Genomic DNA, 23115 nt, shown 5'->3' with positions numbered 1-23115 from the left:
GCGATCCGGTCAGGGCACCAGCGAGGTGCCGCGTCCGTCCGCGAAGACCTTGTCCGTCTTGACGGTCGCGGAGTCGTCCCGCACGAGCGTGCCGTCCGGCTGGACGTCGAACTTGTGCAGCGCCACGGTCGGCAGGCCGAAGCCGTCGGCGGGCACGCTGTCGGCGTCCCACAGCACCCTGCCGCTCGGCGAGAGCACCGCCATCTCCGGAGCGGTGCCCTCGGGGCCGCCTGCGAACGGACTGCCCGGCAGCTCCTTCAGCGCCCCGTCGTCCTGGATGGCGTAGGCGCTGATCGAGTTCGAGCCGGTGTTGGGCACGTAGAGGTACTTTCCGTCGTGGCTGGGGACCATGGCGTGCGGCAGGTTCCCCGCTTTGAACGGCGAGCCGGCGACCGGGGTGAGCGAGCCGTCGGCCGCGACGTTGAAGGCGGCCACGTCGGCGCCCATCTCGTTGGCGACGTAGAGGTGGCGGCCGTCCGGGGTGAAGGTGGCGAAGATCGCCCCGAGGTCGGTGGTGCTCTCCGTCTCCTGCAGGCCGCCCACCGTGCCGTCGTGGTTCAGCGCGTACCGCATGACCTGCTTCGCCCCGTAGTTGGTGACGTACAGGTTGCGGCCGTCGGGCGACACGGTCGGCATCGCCAGCGTGGCCGACCCCAGGGACTTCGGCGCGTCGACCGGCACGGGGGTGCCGTCCGGCTGGAACGCGAACACCTGCACCTTGCTGTCGAGGAGGCCCACGGTGACATAGCCGTACTTGCCGTCGGGCGAGAACGCCATGTCGACCGGCATGTCGGCCAGCGTGGCGGTCGACGGAAGGGCCGTGAGCCTGCCGTCGGCGCCGATCGAGTAGCCGCGCAGCTTCTTGTCGCCGCCGGGCGCGTACATGAACTTGCCGTTCGGCGACGGGACGACCGCCCAGTCGCCGGAGCCCGTTCCCTTGGTCGTCTGCACGAACCGGGGCTTCGTGCTGTCCGAGGCGGTGTAGGAGTCGATCCCGTCGCTCAGGAACCCGTGCAGGAAGATGCGGTACGTCGAGTCGGTGCCGGCCGCTGCGGGTGTCCCGTCGGCGGCCACCGCCGTCGAGGAGATCGTCGCCGATGCGAGCAGCGTCATCATGGCACCGGCCGCCACCATGAGCCGCCGGGGCGACGTGCGCCGCGTACGCCGTCGAAAGGTCTTCCCGGCGGGGTCGTCCGACATGTGGTTCTCCGCGTTCCAGGTCATCAGTCCACCTGCGCCTCTCGCGTCGTCGAATTGCGGGGGAGCGGTATTTCCGTACCGCCGGGGAAGAACGTTAACGGCAGGTTTCCGAGCCGGATGTCCAGAAAGTTGGACACGGTATCGGGGTGGCCGGAAACGTTCCGCACGCACCCTGCCGGAAACGGGTGAAACCCGGTCGTCCGGGACGACCGGGTTTCGGATGCCGGATTTGCGGCGGCGGTATGCGCACCGGAATACGGAAGGGCGCCGGGGCGCGCACCGCTACGTCAGATCGGCCATTGGACGCGCTTGACCTCGAAGAATTCGCGGAAACCCTCCTCGCCGCATGCACGTGCCGGACGCCACGCATTCGAGTTCGGTCCGTACTTGCTGTGGTCGGCGACAGGGACTCGCCGCCGCCACGTTTCGATACGGAATAACCTCGACCGCCGGTACGAAAAATACCCGCGGGGGCGACCTCGGCGCTGTTGTCGACGCCGGTGATCGGCGTCGCGCCCCGCTTTATGGCCCGCCCCGGAAAGCCTTTCGGGCATCGCAGGTCTCAGCGGTCCAGGAGTGTGATCACCGACTTCGTCTCCAGGTACTCCTCGACGCCCTCGGGCCCGTTCTCCCGGCCCCAGCCCGACTGCTTGAAGCCGCCGACGGGCATCTGGACCCCGCCCGCACGATGGACGTTGATCCCGATGCGTCCCGTGCGCAGCCGGCGGGCGATGGTGTGGGCGCGGGAGACGTCGCGGGTCCACACACTGCCCGCGAGGCCGTACTCGGTGTCGTTGGCGGCGGCGACGGCCTGGTCCACCTCGGTGAACGACATCGCGCTCAGCACCGGTCCGAAGATCTCCTCGCGGACCACGCGCATCGACTGGTCGACGTCGGCGAGGACCGTGGGCTCGAAGAAGTAGCCCTTGTCGCCGATGCGGTTGCCGCCGCCGACGACCCGCGCACCGCACTCGACGCCCTCCGCCACGTAGCCCGTCACACGCTCGAGCTGCCGGCGGGAGGCCAGCGGGCCGAGGTCCACACCGGGCTCGGTGCCGTAACCGATCTTCAGCGACCGGCCGTACTCCGCGATTCCCCGGACGACCTCCTCGAAGACGTCCTCGTGCGCGAACAGGCGCGTCCCGGAGGTGCAGATCTGCCCGGTGTTCCAGAAGGCGCCGAGGGCGACGCCCGGGATCACCTCGGCCAGGTCGGCGTCGGGGAGCACGATCACCGGGGACTTGCCGCCGAGTTCGAGGGCGAGCTTCTTCAGGTTGCCGGAGGCGGCCTCCACGATCAGCTTGCCGACCTGGGTGGAGCCGGTGAAGCTCAGCTTGTCCACCTGGTCGTGGGCGACCAGCGCGATGCCCGCAGTGGCGTGGCCGGTGACGATGTTGACCACACCCTCGGGAACCCCCGCCTCCAGCAGGAGTCCGCCGAGGGCCAGTACCGACAGTGAGGCGTCCTCCGAGGGCTTCGTCACGCAGGTGCAGCCGGCCGCGAGCGCCGGCGCCAGCTTCATGGACGCTCCGAGGAGTGGGGCGTTCCACGACACGATCATCCCGGCGACGCCGACCGGTTCCTTCAGTGTGATGCCCTGGAGGCGGCGCTCGGCCGGTCCGATCTCCACGGTCCGGCCGTGGATCTTGTCCGCCCACCCGGCGTAGTAGCGGAACTGACTGACCGCCTCGCCGACCATCGCCCGCGCCTGCGGCACCGGCATGCCCACGTCCATGCTGTCCAGCAGGGCGAGTTCGTCCGCGTGCTTCTCCAGCAGTTCTGCGACGCGCCAGAGCACCACGCCGCGCTGGGCGCCGGACAGGCGCCGCCAGCGCTCGTCCTCGAAGGCACGCCGGGCGGCCAGCACCGCTGCGTCGACATCGGCGGCGCCGCTGGTGGGAATGTGCGCGACGATCTCGCCCGTGCCCGGGTCCTCCACGGGGAAGGCGGCACCGGACAGCGACGGTACCCAGCGTCCGTCGATGAGCATGCGCTCCGGCTCGATGAGCGGGCCGGTCCTCGGCGCCACGTTGTCCTGTGCCATGGCCATCTCCTTCTGGAGGCGCGGCTGGTTGCTCGAAGTCTTCGCTGCCGAGACCGCCGAGAACCAGTGAGGTGAGCGAGGGGAGGGAAATCCGGGGCGGACGGCACGCGCACGTGTGCGCCGGGTCGATGTCGCGGTCTTCGCCCTCACGAGCCGGAAGAGTGGCGACTGTGCGACGTGCCGCTGCGCCCTCCGTCCGGGCGGGGCGGCGCCAGTGGAGCGTAAGCGCCGGCATCTCTACCGTCAACATTATATATGGAGTGGCGTCGATCGGTCCGTGAGTGCACTTCCTCAGCGCACCGGAAGGGCGGGGGCGACGGCTCACCGGCCTCCGATGCCGCCGGCCGCGCCGGGCTGCGGGCCCCCGGCCCCGAGGGGGCCGGCCCTGTCCCCGGACAGCTCCGTCGAGGGGCCGGGAACGGCCCATTGTGGGCGCCGGTGACCCATGCGAATCTCGATCCCGTGCCCGACGGACGTGCCGGACGTCCGAGTAGGCGAGAGAACCGATTCGTACAACACACCCCTTCCCGCCCTCCGGCGCACGGCATTCGGTGCACCATTCCGGACGGCTCGGTGGCGACGGGGGGACCGGGAGCGTATCGCTCCCAGAGGAGATGACGGCAAAATGGCCAGTGACACTGTCAAGTCGGTGCGCATCAAGGCGTGGGACTGGGACATCGCGGCGGACATCTACTTCCCGCCGGGTTTCGACGAGAAGCGGACGTACGCGACGGTGATCAGCGCGCACCCGACCGGCAGCTGCAAGGAGCAGACGTCGGGCAACGTGTATGCGACGGCGCTGGCCGCGGAGGGTTTCGTGGCGGTGGCGTTCGACGCCAGCTTTCAGGGTGCCAGCGGCGGCGAGCCGCGGTTCGTGGAGGACCCGGCGTTCCGCGTGGGCGACTTCAGCTTTGTGATCGACTACCTGGTCACGCAGCCGTACGTGGACGAGAACCGCATCGGTGTGCTCGGTATCTGCGGTGGCGGCGGTTACGCGATCAACGCCACGATGACGGAGCGGCGGATCAAGGCGCTCGGCACGGTCGTGGCGGGCAACGTCGGCCGGCTGATGCGCGAGGGCTTCGTCAACTACGACCCGATGGCCGCCCTGGAGGCCATCGCGGCCCAGCGTACGGCCGAGGCCCGTGGGGCGGACGGTATGGTCAACGACCTGCTGCCGTCGTCACCGGAGGCGGCCGAGCAGGCCGGTCTGACGGAGATCGACCTGTGCGAGGCGGTGGAGTACTACAAGACCGATCGCGGTAGCGCGCCGCACGGTGCCACCAGCTTCCTGTTCTCGCGGCAGGCGGCGCTGGTGAACTGGGACGCCTTCGACCGGGCCGAGGTGCTGCTGACCCAGCCGATGTGCGTGGTGGTCGGTGACCGGCCGGGCGCCTTCGGTTCCTACCGGGCCGGTCTCGAGATCTACGGCCGTGCGGCTTCGAAGGACAAGGAGCTGGTCGTCGTCGAGGGCGCGTCGCACTACGACCTCTACGACAAGGAGAAGCCGGTCTCCGTGGCGCTGGAGCACTTGATCCCGTTCTACCAGAAGCACCTCTGACAGCACCGGATCGCGAGGGGCGTCGTCCCGTCACGGACAGCGGCCTGCCGCCCGGCCCCGGGCGGCAGGCCGCTGTCGTGTGACCGGTTGCCGGACGCGGCCACGCCCGGCCGCCGGTCACTTGCCCCACAGCTTCTTGTACTGGTCGCGGTAGTCCTTGACCACGTCGGGGAACGTGTTCCCGGACGGCTTCGCCGGGACGTTGTCGAAGCTCTTGGACCACACCATGGGCCGGGGGTACTTCGTGTCCTCCCGCAGCGCGCTGTCCTGCTGACCGGTGAAGACGCGGGCCAACACGTCGAGGGTGCGCCACCCCTCCTCGCCCTGGTCGAGGGCCACGGAGGCGGTGAGCAGGCCGGTGGAGAGGGACGGGATACTCGCCGGGGCGGGGGCCAGCGAGTACGTCTTGGGGAGGGTGACGCCGGCGGATCGCGCGGCGGAGAACAGGTTGGTGCCCATCCCGTCGTAGCCCACGAACAGAGCGTCCATGCCGGAGTGTGCGCGCACGAAGTTCACGATGTCGCTTCCGGCGGTGGTCCCGAGCGACTGGGCCGACACCGCGGTGTCGGCCAGCGTGCAGGACGGGCACCGCCTCTTGATCTCCCGCTTGAACACCTCCACGTACTTGTTGATGATCGTGTAGCCCTGGATGTCGGCGATGCCGATGGTTCCCGGCTTGCCCATGTCGGCAAGCATCTTGTCCGCGATCGCCGTGGCGAGCTGCCCCAGGGCGTCGACGCCGTAGATCTGCATCACGATCGGGCCGCCGGAGGGGTCAGGGGCGGTGTTGGAGATCACGGGTATGTGCGCCGCCTTGAGCTTGGCGAGCTGGTTGGCGACCGGCGCCACTTCCACCGTGTTGATGATCACCGCGTCCGGGTGCAGCGCGATGGCCTGGTCGAGGGCCTGCTGGAAGAGCTGCGGAGTGGGCGCCTTCGGCTGGATGAACTTCAGCTTCCAGCCGAGGAGTTTCACGGCCTCGGCCATCTCGTTCTGCATGATGATGGTGCCGAGCCCGCCCGGTCCGGCGCCGATGTTCACAATCGTCTTGCCCCTGGGAATCGGTTTGCCGACGGGCTGGGTGATGCCGATGGACGTGGGGGCCTGCCGATAGCCCTCGGCGTCGGCCGTCGCCGCCTTGATGCCGGCGTTGTCGGCCGCGGTGGCGGTCCTGGACTCGGCCTGGTGCCCGCCGCACGCCGTCAGCAGAAGGGACAGCGCGGTGGCCGAGCCGGCCAGCGCCGCCGCGTAACGGGCCCGGCGGCCCGATCTGATGGACTTCGCCATGTTCGCTCCTTGGCAAGCGGGTGTGATCAACAGGTGTGATCGGTCGGTGTGACCGGTGGGTGTGATCAGAGGGCGTGGGGGACCAGGCGATCGGGCTCGGAAACCGGCGCCTCGTTCTTCTCCCCCCGTAGCTGCCGGGCGTTGGCACGTATCCAGGAGCGGGCGCGGATCGCCTGCTCCAGGTTCGAGGCGCCGAGGGCGAGCAGCAGGACGACACCGCTGAACATGCTCTGCGCCCATGGCGCGCCCCCGACGAGGAAGATGCCGTTGGTGCCGGTGGTGATCAGCAGGACCGAGACGACGGTTCCCCAGGCGTTGAACCGGCCGCCGAACTGCGTGGCGCCGAGGAACGCCGCCGCGTAGGCGTCCAGGAGGTAGGGCGGACCGATGTCGGGGGTGCCCGACTGGACGGACGAGGCGAGCAGGACCCCCGCGACGCCGACGGCGAAGCCGGCCACGATCAGACTGACGAACCTCAGCCGTCGCACGCGCACGCCGACCAGTTCCGAGGCCCGCTCGCTGAACCCGAGGGCGTAGATACGGCGGCCCGTGACGGTGTACGTCTGGAAGAACCAGATGTAGACCGCCACCGCCAGCATCAGGAAGAGCGGCACATAGAGTCCGGAGACACCCGTGGTCGCCACCTTGCTGAAGGGGCCGACGAGTTGCGTCCCGGTGATCGACTGCACCGAGAGGATCTGGCCGGCGGTGGCGAACAGCGCGCCGCTCGCGAGGGTGCCGATGAAGGAGTCGATGCGGGCGCCGACCACCACGACCCCGTTGAACACACCCATCGCCAGCGCGACGAGCAACGTGACCACGATCGCGGGGACCACGCCCCACCCCTGCTCCACCAGCAGCCACGCGACCAGCATGTTCGACAGACCCATGGCGTTGCCGATCGACAGGTCGAAGGTGCGGGCGGACAGCGGCACCACCAGGGCCAGGGCCATCAGTCCCGGCACCGCCATGCCGTTGAGCACGGAACGCACCGTGGTCATGGTCGGGAAGGTGTCCGGTGCCCAGACCGAGAAGACGATCACCAGCGCGAGCAGCACGTAGACGACGCCGACGTTGGTGAAGCTGAGGTGACGCAGCCAGGTCGGTCGCGTCCGGCCGCGCTCGCCTCCTCCGGCTGCGGTCGTCTCGTCAATCCTGCTCATCGTGTGCCCCTTCGACTGCGTAGGCGATTGCTGATTTGGTCATGCGGTCACCGCTGAACTCCCCGGCGACCCGGCCGTCCCGCAGGGCGACGACGCGGTCGCAGCAGGCGAGGAGGTCCTCGGTGTCGGAGGAGGCCATCACGACGGCGAGGCCGTCGGCGGCGCGGCGGCGCAACTCGTCGTAGATCACGTTCCGGGCGCCGATGTCGATGCCGGCGGTCGGCTCGGACAGGACGAGGACCTTGGGGCGCACGGACAGGGCCCGGGCCAGGACGGCCTTTTGCTGGTTGCCGCCGCTGAGGGTGGAGATCGGCCGCGGCGCGTGCGCGAGGTCCCCGTGTACCGAGGTGAGCCAGTCCCGTGCGAAGTGCCGCTCGGCGGCGGGCGCCACCACCCCTCGGGAGCGGATGGCGGCAAGGGCGCCGAGCGAGACGTTCTCCGTGGTGCTGAAGCCGTCGACGACGCCCTCGGCGCCGCGGTCCGCCGGTACGAGCACGACGCCGAGCTGCCGAGCGCGCCGGATCGACAACTGCTCGACGGCCACGCCGTCGACGGCGAAGGAACCGGTGACGCCGTCCGTGTGGGCGCCGGCGAGGACGTACGGCACCTCCTCGCGGCCCGAGCCGAGCAGTCCGGCGATGCCGACGATCTCGCCGGCGCGGACGCGCAGGTCCAGCCCGCGCAGACAGCGTCCACGCAGCTCGCCGACCTCCAGCGCCGGGGGCTCCTTCCCGGGGCTCGCCGATGTGGTCCTGGCCGGCGCGGCAGCCGGTGCGGAATCCGCCGACTTCTCCGCCGAACCGACGATCACATCGACCAGGCCTTCCATCGTGACGTCCCCGAGGGCGCCGTCCCACACCTTGCGGCCGTCGCGCAGCACCGTGGCGTGGTCGGCGACGGCCATCACCTCGTCCAGGCGGTGCGAGACGAGCACGACGGCGGCGCCGGTGGAGCTGATCTCGCGGATCAGCGCGAACAGCCGGTCCACCTCGTGCGCGGCGAGGGCGGCCGTCGGCTCGTCCAGCACCAGGACGCCCTGGGAGTCCTGCCAGTCGGCGAGCGCCCGCACGATCGCCACGACGGCCCGCTCCGGGGGCGATGCCTGGGACAGGGGCATCGTGGGGTCGAAGTGGAACCCGAACTGGGCCAGGAGTTCCCGGGACCGCCGGGCCTGCTCGCGCCAGGCGATGCGACCGAACGAGGCGCGCTCGTAGCCGGCCGCGAGGCCGATGTTGTCGACCGCTCCGAGCTCCGGGACGATGCCCAGGTCCTGGTGGACGAAGCGCAGTCTCCTGTGCTGCGCCTCCGGTGCGTCGCCCAGGGTCAGCGGTTCGCCGAACACGGTGGCCCGCGCGCCCGCGTCCGGCGTGTGTACACCCGCGAGACACTTGATCAGGGTGGATTTGCCCGATCCGTTGTGGCCGAGCAGGGCGTGCACCGACCCGGGCCGTACGTCGAAGTCGACGCCCGCCAGCGCCCTGACACCCGGGAAGGTCTTGGAGACGTTGCTCAGCCGCAGAGCGCGGTCGGCGGTGGTCCGCGCCGCTTCGCGATCGGGAGGGAGACCGCGCAGGACCCCGGGCCCGGGGCGGTCGGTATCCGTTGTGCCCATGAGATCCGCTTTCTTGGGATGACCTGCGCGACCCGACGAGAGCACAGGTGTAATATGAAGTAAAATATTTTCTGGCTGGATGGAAGTAAGCCTCGGACGGAAGGGTGGGTACCGGCCCGACCGGCCGACGACACGTGCGCCGCCGCCGGTGGGGGAGCGCGGGGGACGGGGAGAGTACGGCGGCAGACGGCGAGCGGCAACGCCGCGGACGCCGTCGAGAACCGGTCCGGTCCGACCCCGGAGGCTTCTCCCGGACCGCGCGCGACGAGGGCCGGCGACACGCACGCGACCGGCGTGAACGGCCGACCGCGCGTCCCGTCATGCGCGCAGCGCGGGGGCGTGCGCGCGGCCGGTGGCCACCCTCTTCGTCATAACGCGCGCCCGTGCATCGCACGCACCTTCCTGGGGGTCGTCGGGTTGCGGGCGTCTGGCCCTGGCGGACCGGGCAGGCCGGCGACCCGTGCTTTATTTGCGCACAAGCTCCCCGGATCAGGAAGACGTCCGCACAGGAGTGTCCAAGAACCTGGACACCCGGTTTCCGGAGGACCCGGCGCCGGTTGCTCCGGGGACACGGCACACGGCACTGCCCGGAGGCGGCACGGCGGGAACGCCTCCCGGGGCCCGGATCACCCCTCGCCGTTGTCGGCCCCGCTGGATCGCGGACCGGGCCGGCCCTCCCGTTCCCGCCAGAGCCCGCGCTCCTCCAGCACCCCGACGAGCCGGTCGGCGCCCGCCAGGATGTGCTCGCGCATCAGCTCCCCCGCACGGCGGGCTTCGTGCCGGCGCAGGGCCTCGAGCAGTTCGGGATGTTCGGTGCGGGTGGCCGCCACCTGCCCTTCGATCGCCGCGTAGAAGCGGTTCGGCAGATGCCGGACGGTGGAACGGAGCAGTAGCGCGAGTCGGCGCGCGTCGGCCGCGAGGTTGATCTCACGGTGGAAGAGGTGGCCGAGATCGGCGATGCGCTGCGCCGCCGCAGTCTCGACGGCCGCCTGGTACTCGTCCAGCACGGCCTCCAGACGGCTGATCTGCTCCGGGGTGATCCGCCGCGCCGCGCGGGCGGCCAGTTGCGCGGACAGCTGGGCCTGGGCCCAGAAGAGGTCGCGCACGTCCTGCCGGCTGAACGGCAGGACCATGAAGCCCCGGCGCGGGACGAGCTGGAGGAACCCCTCGGACCGCAGGACGAGCAGACCCTCGCGGGCCGGTGTGCTGCTGACACCGGCCGCCTCCGCGACGCGCTCGACGCGCAGGAACGCTCCCGGCCGGACCTCGCCCGAGATGATCAGCTCGCGCACATGACTCGCCACCTCCATGGGGAGAGGCTGCCGTCCGACGGCTCGATTCCGGTGATGTGCCGCGTCGTAGGTCGTCATGAGTCCGTCCGTCCTCCCGGATATGAACGCCGAGCGGCCCCCGTTGAGCCGCATCACCGCTCTTGCTTGTGCATAATATATTTTGTATCTTCCCTCTGCTTGGTACTCACAGCGAAAGGACATCCCATGGCCGGCCTTTACTTCGAGGAGTTCGAGCCCGGTGCCGTCATCGAGCACGCCAACCGGCGCACGGTCACCGAGACCGACAACGTCCTGTTCAGCACCCTCACGCTGAACCTGGCGCCGCTGCACCTCGACGCGGAGTACAGCAAGAACAGCATCCACGGCCAGCGCCTGGTGAACAGCCTGTTCATCCTGGGCCTGGTCTCGGGCATCACCGTCCCGGAGACGACCCAGGGCACCACGCTGGGCAACCTCGGCTTCCAGGAGATCAAGTTCCCCAAGCCGGTCTTCCACGGCGACACCATCCATGTGCGCACCGAGATCGTCGACAAGCGCGAGTCCAAGAGCCGTGACGACTCCGGGATCGTCACCTTCCGCCACCTCGGCATCAACCAGCGCGACGAGATCGTCTGCGACGCCCGCCGGGTGGGCCTGATGCTCAAGCGTTCCGCCGCCGAGCAGGCGACCGCGGCGTCCGCCTGAGGGCGCGGGCCAGGAAAGAGGAGCCATGCGAGACACCAGCCCGTTCGCCGCGCCGCGCGACCCCGTGTGGGTCCCCGGCGAAGCCGAGCGCGAGCGCAGCCGCCTGCTCATGGCCATGCGACGGTGGGGGTACGGCACGCTGGAGGAACTGCACCGTGAATCCGTCAAGGATCCCGAGTGGTTCTGGCGGGCCGTGGTCGAGGACCTCGGCATCGACTTCGCCGAGCCCTTCCGGCGGGTCCTCGACGAGAGCGAGGGCAAGCCGTTCCCGCGGTGGTTCACCGGCGGAGTCTTCAACGCGGCCGAGGTGTGCTCCCACCGCCACGCCACGGGACCGCTCGCCCAGAAGACCGCCGTGGTCTACGAGGGCGACGGAGGACAGCGCCGTACGCTGACCTTCGCCCAACTCGACACCGAGGTGCGGCGCTTCGCCGCCCACCTCACCGGCCTCGGCGTCGCGCGCGGGGACCGGGTCGTGCTCTTCCTCCCCGTCGTCCCCGAGGCCACCGTCGCCTTCCTGGCCTGTGCCATGATCGGGGCGATCTCGGTCCCGGCCTTCACCGGGTACGGAGCCGAGGCGCTCGCCACGCGGCTGCGGGACTCGGAGGCGGTGGTCCTGGTGACCGCCGACGGGACCACCCGCCGCGGCAAGCGCGTGCCGCTGAAGCAGACCGCCGACGAGGCGCTCGCCGCCGCGCTCACGGTCAGGCACGTCGTGGTGGTCCGCCACCTCGCCGACGGCGTCGACATGCGCGAGGGCCGGGACGTCTACTGGGACGAGCTGGAGCCGGACCCGGACCCGGTCGAGACCGTCGCCACCGACCCCGATGACCCGCTGACCATCGTCTACACCTCCGGTACCACGGGCGCCCCCAAGGGCATCGTGCACTCCCACGCCGGTCTGGCCGTGAAGGCCGCCTCGGACTTCGGCTACGGGTTCGACGTGCACAGCGACGACGTCATCGCCTGGATCAGCGACATGGGCTGGCTGGTGGGGCCGTTGCTGATCATGGGCGGTCTCCAGCTGGGCGCCACCGTCGTGTTCACCGAGGGCGTGCCCAACCACCCCACGCCGCAGCGGCTGTGGGAGATCGTGGAGCGCAACGGGGTCACCGTGCAGGGCGTCGCCCCCACCGCCATCCGCGCCGTGATGGCGGCAGGCGACACGACGTTCGGCGACCTCGGTACCCTGCGCGCGTTCGTCTCCACCGGGGAGGCATGGGACGAACCCACCTGGCACTGGCTGTTCGAGACCGTGGGCGAGTGCCGGCGGCCGATCATCAACTACAGCGGCGGCACCGAGGTGGGCGGCGGTCTGCTCAACAGCTACCCGTTCCTGCCCATGGCGCCGGCCTCGTTCAACGGGCCGCTGCCCGGCATCGACCTCGCCGTCCTGGACGAGGACGGAAAGCCCGTCGTCGGCGGGATCGGCGAGCTGGCGGTGCTCAACACCTTCCCGGGCATGACGCACGCCTTCTGGCAGGACCGCGAGCGCTACCTGGAAACCTACTGGGACCGCTGGGACGGCATCTGGGTGCATGGCGACCTCGCGGGCGTCGACCCGGACGGGACCTGGCGCATCCACGGCCGGTCCGACGACACCATCAAGGTGTCCGGCCGCAGGGTCGGGCCCGCCGAGATCGAGGCGTCCCTGCTGAAGGACCGCAGGATCGTCGAGGCCGCCGTCATCGGCGTCCCCGACCCCCGGCGCGGACAGCGCGTCGTGGCCTTCGCCGTGACCGGCGGCCCCGACATCGACGAGGACGACCTCACGGCCACCGCGGTGCGCAACGTGGGCCGTTCCTTCGCACCGACGCTGCACGTGGTGGCGACGCTGCCGAAGACCAAGAACGGCAAGATCATGCGCCGCGCCATCCGCGCCCGCCACCTCGGCGCCCCGACGGGCGACCTCTCGTCGCTCGACCCCCAGACCCCCCTGGACGACATTCCGGTCCTCGAAGGAGAGAACTGATGGCCACAACCGAACCCGGCGACCTCGAACTGATCCGGAAGTCGGTGCGTGAACTGGCACGCCGCTTCGACCTGGAGTACTGGCGCGAGAAGGACAAGAAGCACGAGTACCCCTGGGAGTTCGTCAAGGCGTTCGCCGACGGCGGCTGGCTCGGCGCGATGATCCCGGAGGAGTACGGCGGTCTCGGCCTCGGTGTGACCGAGTCGGCCATCATGATGACGGAGATCGCGGAGTCCGGCGCCGGCATGAGCGGCGGTTCGGCGATCCACTTCTACGTCTTCCCGCCGGCCCCGATCCTGCGCTACGGCTCCGAGGAGATGAAGCGCGAGTACCTGCCGAAGCTCGCCCGGGGCGAGATCCTCATGGCGTTCGGCGTCACCGAGCCGACGGCGGGGGTGGACACCTCCCGCATCCGCACCAGGGCCGAGAAGGTCGACGGAGGCTGGGTGGTCAACGGCCAGAAGGTCTGGATCACCAACGCGCAGAACGCGCACAAGATCCTGCTGCTGGCCCGCACCTCGCCGCGTGACGAGAACAAGCCGCTGGACGGCATGACCCTCTTCTTCACCGACCTGAACCGCGAGCGGATCACCGTCCGCGAGATCGACAAGCTCGGCCGTGCCGCGATCGACTCCAACGAGCTGTTCATCGACAATCTCGAGGTCCGCGACGACGAGGTGGTCGGCGAGGTCGGCCAGGGCTTCCGCTACCTGATCGACGGCCTCAACCCCGAGCGCATCGTGGTGGGCATGGAGGGCATCGGCCTGGGCCGGGCCGCACTGGATCTGGCGAGCAAGTACGCCAACGAGCGGGTCGTCTTCAACCGTCCCATCGGCAAGAACCAGGCCGTCGCCCACCCGCTCGCCGACTCCTGGATCCGGCTGGAGGCGGCCGAGCTGGTCTGCCTGAACGCGGCCCGGCTCTTCGACGCCGAGCAGAACTGCGGCAAGGAGGCGGCGGCCGCGAAGTTCCTGGGCGCCGAGGCCGGTTTCCAGGCCTGCGACCGCGCGATGCAGACCCACGGCGGGTTCGCCTACGCCAAGGAGTACCACGTCGAGCGGCTGTGGCGGGAGGCGCGGCTGCTGCCCAACGCGCCGTTCTCGCAGGAGATGGTGCTCAACTACATCTCCACCAAGGCGCTCGGGCTCCCCAGGGCCTACTGACCGGGCGGCACCGCACGGTGCCCCCGCCGCTTCCGAGAAAGACGACACTCCGGCGCGGACCGGGGGGATACCCGCCCCCGGTCCGCGCCGGAGGCGTCCGTGACCGCTCAAGAAGACGAGGACGAGATGCATGAGATGGTGATCCGCACACGGGACGACGGCCTTGCCGGTGGTGTGGAACGGGTCGGCGTGCCCGCCGGTGGCCGCGGATGAGCGGCCCGCTGAGCGGTGTGCGCGTGGTGACGCTCGCCGGCATGGGCCCCGTGCCCTTCGCGGGGATGCTCCTGGCCGACATGGGCGCCCATGTGGTCCGGGTGGCCCGGCCCGTCCACCGGCCGGCCCGGGAGCTCAGCCAGACCGACGGCATGCGGCCGGAGCACGACCTGGCCAACCGCGGCGTGGACACCGTCGCCGTCGACCTCAAGGACCCGGGCGGAGTGGAGTCGGTGCTCCAGCTCGCCGAGGCCGCGGACGTCTTCGCCGAGGGCTACCGCCCGGGCGTGGCCGAACGCCTCGGTCTCGGGCCGGAGGCGGTGCTGGAGCGCAACCCCGCCGTCGTCTACGCCCGGCTGACCGGCTACGGCCAGAGCGGACCGATGGCGAGGACGGCGGGCCACGACATCAACTACGTCGCGCAGTCCGGAGCGCTGCACGCCATGGCCCGCCACGGTGAGGCGCCCAGGCCGCCCGTCAACCTGCTCGGCGACTACGCGGGCGGCGGGACCATGGCCGCGTACGGCATCGTGTGCGCCGTCCTGGAGGCACGGACCTCGGGGCGCGGCCAGGTCGTGGACGCGGCGATGATCGACGGCGTGGCCCTGCTGACGGCGAAGCTGCAGGGACTGCGGGCCGCCGGCCTGTACGACGACGAGCCCGGCACCAACTACCTCGACTCCGGCGCCCCGTTCTACGACACCTACCGGTGCGCGGACGGCCGCTACCTCGCGGTGGGCGCGCTGGAGCCGGACTTCTACCGTGAGTTCGTCTCACGTCTCGGCGTGGACGTCACGGGCTGGCCGGCCCAGGACGACCGCAGCGCCTGGCCGAAGCTGCGCGAGCTCATCGCCGCGGCGATCGCGGCCAGGACGCGGGCGGAGTGGGCGGAGATCTACGCCGGCACCGACGCGTGCGTGACGCCGGTGCTCTCCTTCGACGAGGCGGCCGACGATCCGCACAACCGCGGGCGGCGGATGTTCCAGCGGGTCGGCGACGTCCTGCACCCCTCGCCGGCGCCGCGGTTCAGCCGGACGCAGGCGAGGCTGCCCGCCGCCCCTAGCCCCGAGCCCGTGGACCTGCGGCAGCTGATCCGGTACTGGAACCCGGGGCGCGGCTGAGACCCGCCGAGAACGGGGGGAGGGGGTACGGACACCGTCCGTACCCCCTCCCCCCGTTCTCGGCGGCCGGCCTCGTCAGTCGTCCGCGAAGAGGACCCCGGCGGCGAGCAGCTCCTCGACACGGGCGTCGTCGTACACCTCGCCGGCGATCTCACGGGTGTGCCGGCCGACGCGTGGGGCGACGCCTCCGCGGTCGGGCCGGGTTCCGGCGAACCGCCACGGCGGGCGCAGCAGTGAGACGCCGTTGTTCTCCGGCTCGAACAGCTCCAGCCACTGGGTCTGCGGGTGGCTCATGACGCCCGACATGGTCAGGACAGGGGCGAACGGGACGTCCGCGTCGGTGAGCCGCTTCTCCCACTCGGCCGCCGGCCGGGTGAGGAACTCGGCCTTCACGACCTCCACGAGCGTGAAGTAGTTGCGCTCGCGCTCCGGGTAGGTCGCGAAGCGCGGATCCTCGCCGAGGTCGTGGCGGTCCATCGCCCGGAGCAGACAGTCCCAGAACTTCTGCGAGGACGACAGGTGGATGGCGATGTCCTCGCCCGAGGCGGTCTTGAGACAGAAGTTCTGCGCCTGCGGATGCCGGCTCTCCCTGCTGGGATCCTGGCCCCCGTCTTCGAAGTACTGGCTGACCGCGTCGGCGGTGAGCGTGCTGACGGCCTCCATGACGGAGGTCTCCACGTGCTGGCCGGCGCCGGTGGCGTTTCGGCCGATCAGGGCCGCGAGGATGCCGGTGGCCGTGGCGACACCGGTGATCAGGTCGGCGAGGATGGTGCCGGACAGCTGGGGGGCGCCGGCGTCGCCCAGCAGGGAGTACAGGCCGCCGAACGACTGCCCGATGGTGTCGTAGGCGGGGCGCTGGGCGAGCGGGCCGCCGTTGCCGAAGCCGGTGACCGAGGCGTACACCAGATCGGGCCGGAGCGCGCGGCACTCCTCGGGGCCCAACCCGAGCGCGGCGAGTTTGCCGGCCCGCAGATTCTCCAGGACCACGTCGAAGCGCGGGACCAGGGCCTTCACCAGCGCCCTGCCCTCCGGCGTCTTCAGATCCACCGCCAGGCTGCGTTTGCCGGCGTTGTACTGGATGAAGTACGGGCTGCGATCGTTCTTGTGACGCCGGAAGTCCTCGCCGGTACCCGGCTTCTCGACCTTCACCACCTCCGCGCCCAGCGCGCACAGCAGTGAGCTGGCGTAGGGCGCCGAGATGTAGCCCCCGAGTTCCAGGATCCGGATGCCGTCCAGCGGCTTGTGCTGCATCGGTGACCTCGTTCCGCCGGCGTCGGGCCGGCCACTAGGAACATGTGAAATATACGATCAGGAAATGTCAAGGCTTCCGTGGCTCACGCGTACCTCTGCCGGTCGTGAGCCGGGCCCTCGGAGACAGTCGTGACCTGTGTCTCGTTGATCGCACTCGCTAGAGAATATATTTTATGTGAAACTTGAGCCGTTGGTAAGTAGGGAGCCCTGGATGACCGAACCCGTCGACTTCTGCCGGTTGGACGAGGCGATCTCTCGGTACGTCCGACCGGGGGATGCCGTCCACGTGATGATGGGGCACAGCCGCTGGAGCGCACTGGTGCGGGAACTCGCCCGCCAGCACTGGGAGAAGCCCTCCGAGTTCACCCTGATCATGGCAAGCCTGTCCTCGCTCGGGGCGGTGCTCTTCCGCGCGGGATGCCTCAAGAAGGTCGTCACCGTGTACTCGGGCGACTCGTTCCCCGTCTTCACGCCCAACCCCGTCTTCCAGCAGGCCTACGGCTCGGGCGCGGTGGACGTCGAGAACTGGTCCTTCCTCACCTACATCCAGCGGCTGCGGGCCGCGGCCACCGGCGTCCCCGCCGTCGTGACCGGCTCGGTCCGGGACTCCTCGATGGCCGGGAACGACGCCTACCAGGAGGTCGACACCGTCTTCGGCCGGGTCGGCCTGGTCGCGCCGCTGGTGCCGGACGTGACCCTCGTGCACGCCGCCGTGGCCGACCGGCAGGGCAACCTGGCGATCGCGCCCCCCATGTTCGAAGGCGTGGTCGGCGCCCTCGCCTCACGGCGCGGCGTCATCGCCACGGTCGAGAAGGTCGTCGACGACCTGCGGCCCTGGTCGACCCTGGTGCGGATCCCCGCGCACCGGGTCCTGGGCGTCGTGGAGGCACCCTTCGGCGCGCACCCCGGCGGCGTCTACCCCGGACCCGCCGGCTCGCGGCTGCCCGTGCAGGGCTACCTGGAGGACGTCCCCTTCTGGATCTCCGTCCGCGAGGCGACCCGGGGAGCGGACTTCGACGCGTGGCTGCGCGAGTGGATCCTGGAACCCGCCGACCACGAGGCGTACCTGGCGAAACTCGGCCCCGAACGGTTGGCCGACCTGGTGCGCGGGGCCGCGAAGGCCCCGATCGCGCCCCCGCGGGAGCGGCACGAGGAGCCGCCGACCGGGGCCGAACGGGCCGCGGTATGGCTGGCCGACCTGGTCGCCCGCCGTGTGGCCGAGATGCCGGCCGACACCGTGCTCGCCGGTGCGGGACTGGCCAACCTCGCGGCCTGGGTCGGCGTCGGCCGTGCCAAGGCGGCCGGTCACGAGGTCGCTCTCGCCGCCGAACTCGGGCTGTGGGACTACACACCCACCCCCGGCGATCCGTTCATCTTCAGCTTCCACAACTTCCCCTCGTCGTCCATGCTGCTGGACACCGAGCAGGTGCTCGGGAACCTGGTCAACGGCTCCTTCTTCCGGTCGATCGCCTGCGTGGGCGCGGCCCAGATCGACCGCGCGGGCGACATCAACACCACCCGGATCGACGGCGGCCCCTACCTCGTCGGTTCCGGGGGCGGCAACGACGTCATCACCAACGCCGACGAGGTGCTGGTGGTCGGCACGATGGGCCGTCGGCGCTTCGTCGACAAGTGCAGTTACGTCACCAGCCCCGGCCGGCGCGTGCGCGCCGTCGTCACGGACCTCGGCGTGCTGACGATGCGGGACGGCGAGCTCGTCCTCACGCATGTCGCGCCCGGACCCGAGCCGCTGGCCGACCGGGTGGCACGCGTCAAGGACCGGTGCGGATGGGACCTGACCATGAGCCCGCACCTCGAGGAACTGCGCGAGCCCACGGCGGCCGACGTCGCGGAGCTGCGGTCCTACGACCCGGAGGGGTACTTCCTCGGCCGCGCCCGCACCCCTGCTCCGACCACAGGCTCCACCACAGAGAGGTAGACCGAGATGTCCACCACCGTTCAGGAAACGGTCAGCGCGGAGGACTTCGCGCAGATCCGCGCGCAGGTGCGGGAGTTCATCAGGGAAGAGGTCGTGCCCCGCGAGCGGGAGATCGCGGACGCCGACGCCATCCCCGACGACCTGCGGAGCAAGGCCGCCGCGATGGGCCTGTTCGGCTACGCGCTGCCCCAGGAGTACGGAGGGCTGGGCCTCGTCATCACCCAGGACGTCGAGCTGGCCTTCGAGTTCGGCTACACGGCGCTGGCCTTCCGGTCCCTGTTCGGCACCAACAACGGCATCGCGGGCCAGGTCATCGCGGGGTTCGGTACCGACGCGCAGAAGAAGCGCTGGCTGGAGCCGATGGCGGAGGGAGCGTGCCTGGCGTCCTTCGCCCTGACCGAACCGGAGGCCGGCTCGGACCCGTCCGGAATGCGCACCACCGCCACCTGGTCGGAGGACGGCTGGTCCATCAGCGGCCAGAAGCGGTTCATCACCAACGCGCCCCTGGCGGACCTCTTCGTGGCCTTCGCCCGGGTGCGGGGCACCGAGGCGGACGGCAAGATCGCGGTGTTCCTGGTGCCCGCGGGGACGAAGGGCCTGACCGTGGGCCCCAAGGACCGCAAGATGGGCCAGGAGGGCGCCACCACCGCGGACGTCTACTTCGATGAGGTCCGCGTCGGGCACGACGCCCTGATCAGCGGCGAGGTGGAGACGGGCTTCCGGGCGGCCATGACCGTGCTGGCCCGCGGCCGCGTGCACATCTCCGCCCTGGCGACGGGCCTGGCCGAACGGGCGCTCGACGAGTCGGTCCGCTACTCCGCCCAGAACCGGCAGGGCGGCGTGCCCACCGGCGACCGGCAGCTCGTGCAGGCCATGCTCGCCGAGCAGCAGGCGCTCGTGATGGCGGGCAAGGCGCTCGCTCGGGACGCCGCGCGGCAGTACCTCGACGGGTCCGACCGCCGCATCGCACCCTCGGCGGCGAAGCTGTTCTGCACCGAGGCGGCCGGCCGCGCCGCCGACCTCGCCGTCCAGGTGCACGGCGGCAGCGGCTACATGCGCGAGGTCGCGGTGGAACGCATCTACCGGGACGCGCGCCTGCTGCGCCTGTACGAAGGCACCAGCGAGATCCAGAAGCTGATCATCGGGCGCGAGCTGATGCGTCGGGAGCGGGCCGGCGGCGCGTGACCCGCTGGGCAACCGCCCCGTGTGTACGCAGATGTCAACCGAAGGGACAACCGTGAGCCGCTATGAGCGCTTCGCCCACCTGCGGGTGGAGGGGCCGGACGAGGCCGGGGTGATCGAGCTCGTGCTCGACGCGCCCAAGTTGAACGCCGTGAGCGAGGAGGCCCACGCCGACCTCGCCGAGATCTGGCGCGAGTTCGACGCCGACCCCGCGGTGAGGGCCGTACTGCTGCGGGGCGAGGGCAAGGGCTTCTCCGCGGGCGGGTCCTTCGACCTGGTGGAGAAGCTCACCAACGACTACGACACCCGCACTCGCACGATGCGCGAGGCCCGGGACCTGGTCTACAACGTCATCGACTGCTCCAAGCCGATCGTCTCGGCGATGCACGGGCCCGCGGTCGGTGCCGGGCTGGTGGCCGGTGTGCTCGCCGACGTGTCCGTGGTGAGCCGGACAGCGAAGATCATCGACGGTCACACCCGCCTCGGGGTCGCCGCCGGTGACCACGCGGCGGTGTGCTGGCCGCTGCTGTGCGGAATGGCGAAGGCCAAGTACTACCTGATGACCTGTCGCCCGCTGACCGGCGAGGAGGCGGAGCGGATCGGGCTGGTGTCGCTGTGCGTCGAGGAGGACGACCTCCTCACGACCGCGCGCGAGATCGCCGAGGAGCTGGCGCTGGGCGCCCCGAGCGCGATCCGCTGGACCAAGCAGTCGCTGAACAACTGGTACCGGCAGGTGGCCGGCGCCATCTTCGACGCCTCACTCGCTCTGGAGTTCTACGGCTTCGGCGGGCCCGAGGTGCGCGAGGGGCTCGCCTCGCACCGCGAGCGCCGCAAGCCCCGTTTCTGACCGGGATTTCGTTTCTCAAGCCTAGGAGACCTGTCCATGAAGCCGTACCGTTCCATGTTGTTCGTCCCGGGGCACAAGCCGACCTGGGCCGCAAAGGCGATCGCCGCGGGTGCCGACGCGATCATCCTCGACCTGGAGGACTCCGTGCCGGCCGCCGACAAGGCCGATGCCAGGAAGACGGTTCGCGAGACCATCGGGCGGCTGCGGGCCGAAGGTGTCCGCGCGGACATCTGGGTGCGTCCCAACAGCGTCGACAGCGGCCTGTTCGGCGCCGATGTGGAGGAGGTCGTCGCGGCCGGCCTGAGCGGCCTGTTCCTGCCGAAGGTGTTCGACGCCGAGGAGATCGTCCGGATCGACGCGGTCGTGTCGCACATCGAGGCGCGCGAGGGACTCGACGCGGGTTCGGTCGGTCTGATCGTCAGCTACGAGACCGCGACGTCGATGGCCCACTGCGAGGAGATCGCGGCGGCCAGCCCGCGGGTCTCCAGCCTGCTCGGCGCGACCGGTCCCAACGCGGACGTCGGCCGGGAGCTGGGCTTCGAGTTCACCCCGGAGGGCTTGGAGACGCTGTATCTGCGCAGCCGCATCGTCCTGGCCGCCCGCGCCGCCGGCCTGCACCACCCGGTCAGCGGGGTCTGGCAGGACATCGCCGACCTCGACGGCTTCCGGCGCTTCGCCGAGGACAACCGCCGTCTCGGCTATCGGGGCATCGTTCTCATCCACCCCTCGCACGTGGCGATCGCGAACGAGGTGTTCACGCCCTCCCCGGAGACCGTGGACCACTACCGCCGCATGATCGCGGCCTTCCGCGAGGCCGAGGCGAACGGCAGCGCGGCGGTCGACTTCGAGGGACAGCACATCGACCTCGCGCACGCGAAGACGGCGCAGGGCGTGATCGATCTCGCCGACGCCATCGCCGGGGACTGACGAGCGGCCGGCACGAGGCCGGGCGCCGGCGCCTCCCCGGAACCGGAGAGGCGCCGGCGCCCGTTCGTTCGCGGCGCGTCGCGGGGTCAGACGACGCCGGACTGCTCGGTCAGGGTGTCATCCGCCTCGTCGGCCGCATCCTCCAACGACACCTGCCGGGTCTCGCGGAGGGCAAGGGTGCAGCCCAGGCCGACCAGGCACAGCACGGCGAGCAGGGCGCCGAAGGTCAGCCCGCCGTAGGCCGCCACGATCGGGGCCGCGATCAGCGGCGGGACGGCGCCACCGAGCACACCGGCCACGTTGTAGGCGAAGCCCGTCGCGGTGTAGCGGTACCGGGTGTGGAACAGCTCGGGCATGAAGGCGCCGACGGGTCCGTACGCGAAGCCGCTGATGAACGTGGTGACGCACGAGGCGAGCGCGAAGGTGAGGACGGAGGCGGAGTCGATGAGGGGGAACAGCACCAGGGCCCAGACGACCGCGACGGCGTTCCCGGCCACGATCACCCGGCGCCGGCCCACGCGGTCCGAGTACGCCGCACCGAGGACGATGGCCAGGCCGAACACGACACCCGCCAGGATGCCGACGGAGAGCACGGTGGTCTTGGAGAGGTGCAGCTCGGCCGTTCCGAAGTGGAGCAGGTAGCCGACCGCGAGGTAGTAGAAGGCGAAGACCATCATCAGGACGCCCGAGGCGAAGGCGATCTCCCGGGGCTGACGCCGCAGCGCGTCGAGGAACGGCACGGCGGCCTGTCCGGCCCGGTCGACCTCCTTCCTGAAGACCGCCGTCTCATCGATCCTCAGCCGGACGAGAAGGCCCACGAGGACGAGCAGGAAGCTGGTCAGGAACGGTATCCGCCAGCCGTAGGACATGAAGGCGGACTCGCTCATGGTCGCGTCGATGAGCAGGAACGTCGCGTTGGCCAGGACCAGTCCGATCGAACCGCCCAGTGCTCCGAACATCGACCAGAAGCCGCGCCGGGCCCGGGGCGCGTTCTCCGCGGCCAGAAGGGTCGCGCCGGTCCATTCGCCGCCGACCGCGAGCCCCTGCAGAATGCGCAGGACGACGATGATCACCGGAGCCGCCACCCCGATCCGGTCCGCCGTCGGCATCAGGCCGACGAGGAAGGTTGCCGCACCCATGATGATCAGCGTTGTCACCAGGGTCGTCTTGCGTCCGAGCCGGTCGCCGAAGTGGCCGAACAGGATGGAACCGAGCGGGCGGGCGACGAAGGCGACGCCGAGCGTCGCGAACGAGGCGACGGTGCCGGCGGCTGAGCCCAGCGCGGGGAAGAAGATCTTCGGGAAGACCAGCGCGGCCGCCGTCGCGAAGATGAAGAAGTCGTAGTACTCGATGACCGTGCCGGTACCGCTCGCGAGCGCGATGCGTCGCATGGAGCGCGGTGACGCGGTGCTGTTCGAGGACGTCATGGGACACCTCTTACGGATGTGCGAATGGGGACGTGGCTCATGGGGGCGCCCTCGCGACAGCCGTCCGCAGCCGCTCGCGGCGCACCCGAGCGGCTTGAGAATCATGCATGAAATTTAATATGTCGAGCCCCTGTGGCGATTTGACTGCAGTCCTGTGATGTGGAGGCCCGTCTTCGGCGGCGTGGATCCTGCGGCCGCGGGGGAGTCGGCTGTCGATCAGTGACATTCGC

17 protein-coding genes are annotated in these 23115 nt (G+C 70.4%); 9 read left to right on the top strand and 8 right to left on the bottom strand.

The genetic code is table 11. The features are described from left to right. Nucleotides 1-9 precede the first annotated feature (9 nt). Together ACZ7KF_RS24825 and ACZ7KF_RS24820 are read right to left on the bottom strand one after the other, a co-directional pair. On the bottom strand, nucleotides 10-1224 hold the full coding sequence (locus ACZ7KF_RS24825) for a lactonase family protein (protein WP_471078979.1): 1215 nt from the start codon (nucleotides 1222-1224) through the stop codon (nucleotides 10-12). A 538-nt stretch (nucleotides 1225-1762) separates the two neighbouring features. Continuing rightward, a complete protein-coding gene (locus ACZ7KF_RS24820) occupies nucleotides 1763-3244 on the bottom strand; it encodes an aldehyde dehydrogenase family protein (RefSeq protein ID WP_471078976.1) in 1482 nt (493 codons plus the stop codon). Between the two features lie 625 nt (nucleotides 3245-3869). Between ACZ7KF_RS24820 and ACZ7KF_RS24815 the strand changes: the two genes are divergently transcribed. Beyond that, nucleotides 3870-4805, top strand: a complete 936-nt coding sequence (locus ACZ7KF_RS24815; RefSeq protein WP_471078973.1) for an alpha/beta hydrolase — start codon at nucleotides 3870-3872, stop codon at nucleotides 4803-4805. Between the two features lie 117 nt (nucleotides 4806-4922). On the opposite strand, the gene ACZ7KF_RS24810 is transcribed toward ACZ7KF_RS24815, so the two are convergent. From ACZ7KF_RS24810 to ACZ7KF_RS24795, 4 genes are all read right to left on the bottom strand, one after another. After that, nucleotides 4923-6092 (bottom strand): sugar ABC transporter substrate-binding protein, encoded by a 1170-nt coding sequence (locus ACZ7KF_RS24810; RefSeq protein ID WP_471078970.1) that lies wholly within the window; start codon nucleotides 6090-6092, stop codon nucleotides 4923-4925. A gap of 65 nt (nucleotides 6093-6157) precedes the next feature. Further along, a complete protein-coding gene (locus ACZ7KF_RS24805; RefSeq protein WP_471078967.1) occupies nucleotides 6158-7255 on the bottom strand; it encodes an ABC transporter permease in 1098 nt (365 codons plus the stop codon). Beyond that, on the bottom strand, nucleotides 7242-8867 hold the full coding sequence (locus tag ACZ7KF_RS24800; protein ID WP_471078964.1) for a sugar ABC transporter ATP-binding protein: 1626 nt from the start codon (nucleotides 8865-8867) through the stop codon (nucleotides 7242-7244). Before ACZ7KF_RS24800 ends, ACZ7KF_RS24805 begins: the two co-directional genes overlap by 14 nt. Before the next feature lie 626 nt (nucleotides 8868-9493). Then, nucleotides 9494-10177: a GntR family transcriptional regulator gene (locus ACZ7KF_RS24795; protein ID WP_471078961.1), complete on the bottom strand. Its 684-nt coding sequence runs from the start codon at nucleotides 10175-10177 to the stop codon at nucleotides 9494-9496. 186 nt (nucleotides 10178-10363) lie between these two features. On the opposite strand from ACZ7KF_RS24795, the gene ACZ7KF_RS24790 reads away from it, so the two are divergent. From ACZ7KF_RS24790 to ACZ7KF_RS24775, 4 genes are all read left to right on the top strand, one after another. After that, entirely contained in the window at nucleotides 10364-10843 is a 480-nt protein-coding gene (locus tag ACZ7KF_RS24790; protein ID WP_471078958.1) for a MaoC family dehydratase, read from the top strand. Nucleotides 10844-10868: 25 nt separating this feature from the next. Next, complete coding sequence (locus ACZ7KF_RS24785; protein ID WP_471078955.1) at nucleotides 10869-12815, top strand: AMP-binding protein; 1947 nt, start codon at nucleotides 10869-10871, stop codon at nucleotides 12813-12815. After that, complete coding sequence (locus ACZ7KF_RS24780; protein ID WP_471078952.1) at nucleotides 12815-13978, top strand: acyl-CoA dehydrogenase family protein; 1164 nt, start codon at nucleotides 12815-12817, stop codon at nucleotides 13976-13978. The genes ACZ7KF_RS24785 and ACZ7KF_RS24780 overlap by 1 nt, the downstream gene beginning before the upstream one ends. Nucleotides 13979-14187: 209 nt before the next feature. Continuing rightward, on the top strand, nucleotides 14188-15312 hold the full coding sequence (locus ACZ7KF_RS24775) for a CaiB/BaiF CoA transferase family protein (RefSeq protein WP_471078949.1): 1125 nt from the start codon (nucleotides 14188-14190) through the stop codon (nucleotides 15310-15312). Nucleotides 15313-15387: 75 nt separating this feature from the next. On the opposite strand, the gene ACZ7KF_RS24770 is transcribed toward ACZ7KF_RS24775, so the two are convergent. Further along, nucleotides 15388-16563, bottom strand: a complete 1176-nt coding sequence (locus ACZ7KF_RS24770; protein WP_471078946.1) for a CaiB/BaiF CoA transferase family protein — start codon at nucleotides 16561-16563, stop codon at nucleotides 15388-15390. A gap of 211 nt (nucleotides 16564-16774) precedes the next feature. Here ACZ7KF_RS24770 and ACZ7KF_RS24765 point away from each other — a divergent pair, with 211 nt between their 5' ends. From ACZ7KF_RS24765 to ACZ7KF_RS24750, 4 genes are read left to right on the top strand one after another with little or no spacing between them, the layout of a single operon-like run. Next, nucleotides 16775-18502, top strand: a complete 1728-nt coding sequence (locus tag ACZ7KF_RS24765) for a CoA-transferase (protein ID WP_471078943.1) — start codon at nucleotides 16775-16777, stop codon at nucleotides 18500-18502. 6 nt (nucleotides 18503-18508) lie between these two features. Then, on the top strand, nucleotides 18509-19687 hold the full coding sequence (locus ACZ7KF_RS24760; RefSeq protein ID WP_471078940.1) for an acyl-CoA dehydrogenase family protein: 1179 nt from the start codon (nucleotides 18509-18511) through the stop codon (nucleotides 19685-19687). A 52-nt stretch (nucleotides 19688-19739) separates the two neighbouring features. Then, nucleotides 19740-20531: an enoyl-CoA hydratase/isomerase family protein gene (locus tag ACZ7KF_RS24755; protein ID WP_471078937.1), complete on the top strand. Its 792-nt coding sequence runs from the start codon at nucleotides 19740-19742 to the stop codon at nucleotides 20529-20531. Between the two features lie 36 nt (nucleotides 20532-20567). Next, nucleotides 20568-21458, top strand: coding sequence for an HpcH/HpaI aldolase/citrate lyase family protein (locus tag ACZ7KF_RS24750; protein WP_471078934.1), 891 nt, complete (start codon nucleotides 20568-20570; stop codon nucleotides 21456-21458). An 86-nt stretch (nucleotides 21459-21544) separates the two neighbouring features. Here the strand turns inward: ACZ7KF_RS24750 and ACZ7KF_RS24745 are convergent, their stop codons facing one another. Further along, nucleotides 21545-22885, bottom strand: a complete 1341-nt coding sequence (locus tag ACZ7KF_RS24745; RefSeq protein WP_471078931.1) for an MFS transporter — start codon at nucleotides 22883-22885, stop codon at nucleotides 21545-21547. Nucleotides 22886-23115: the final 230 nt, after the last annotated feature.

The sequence above is a fragment of the Streptomyces sp. NPDC038200 genome (genome assembly GCF_055600785.1).
Note: the sequence above shows the minus strand (reverse complement) of the source record. Positions and strands in the feature narration are given on the sequence as shown.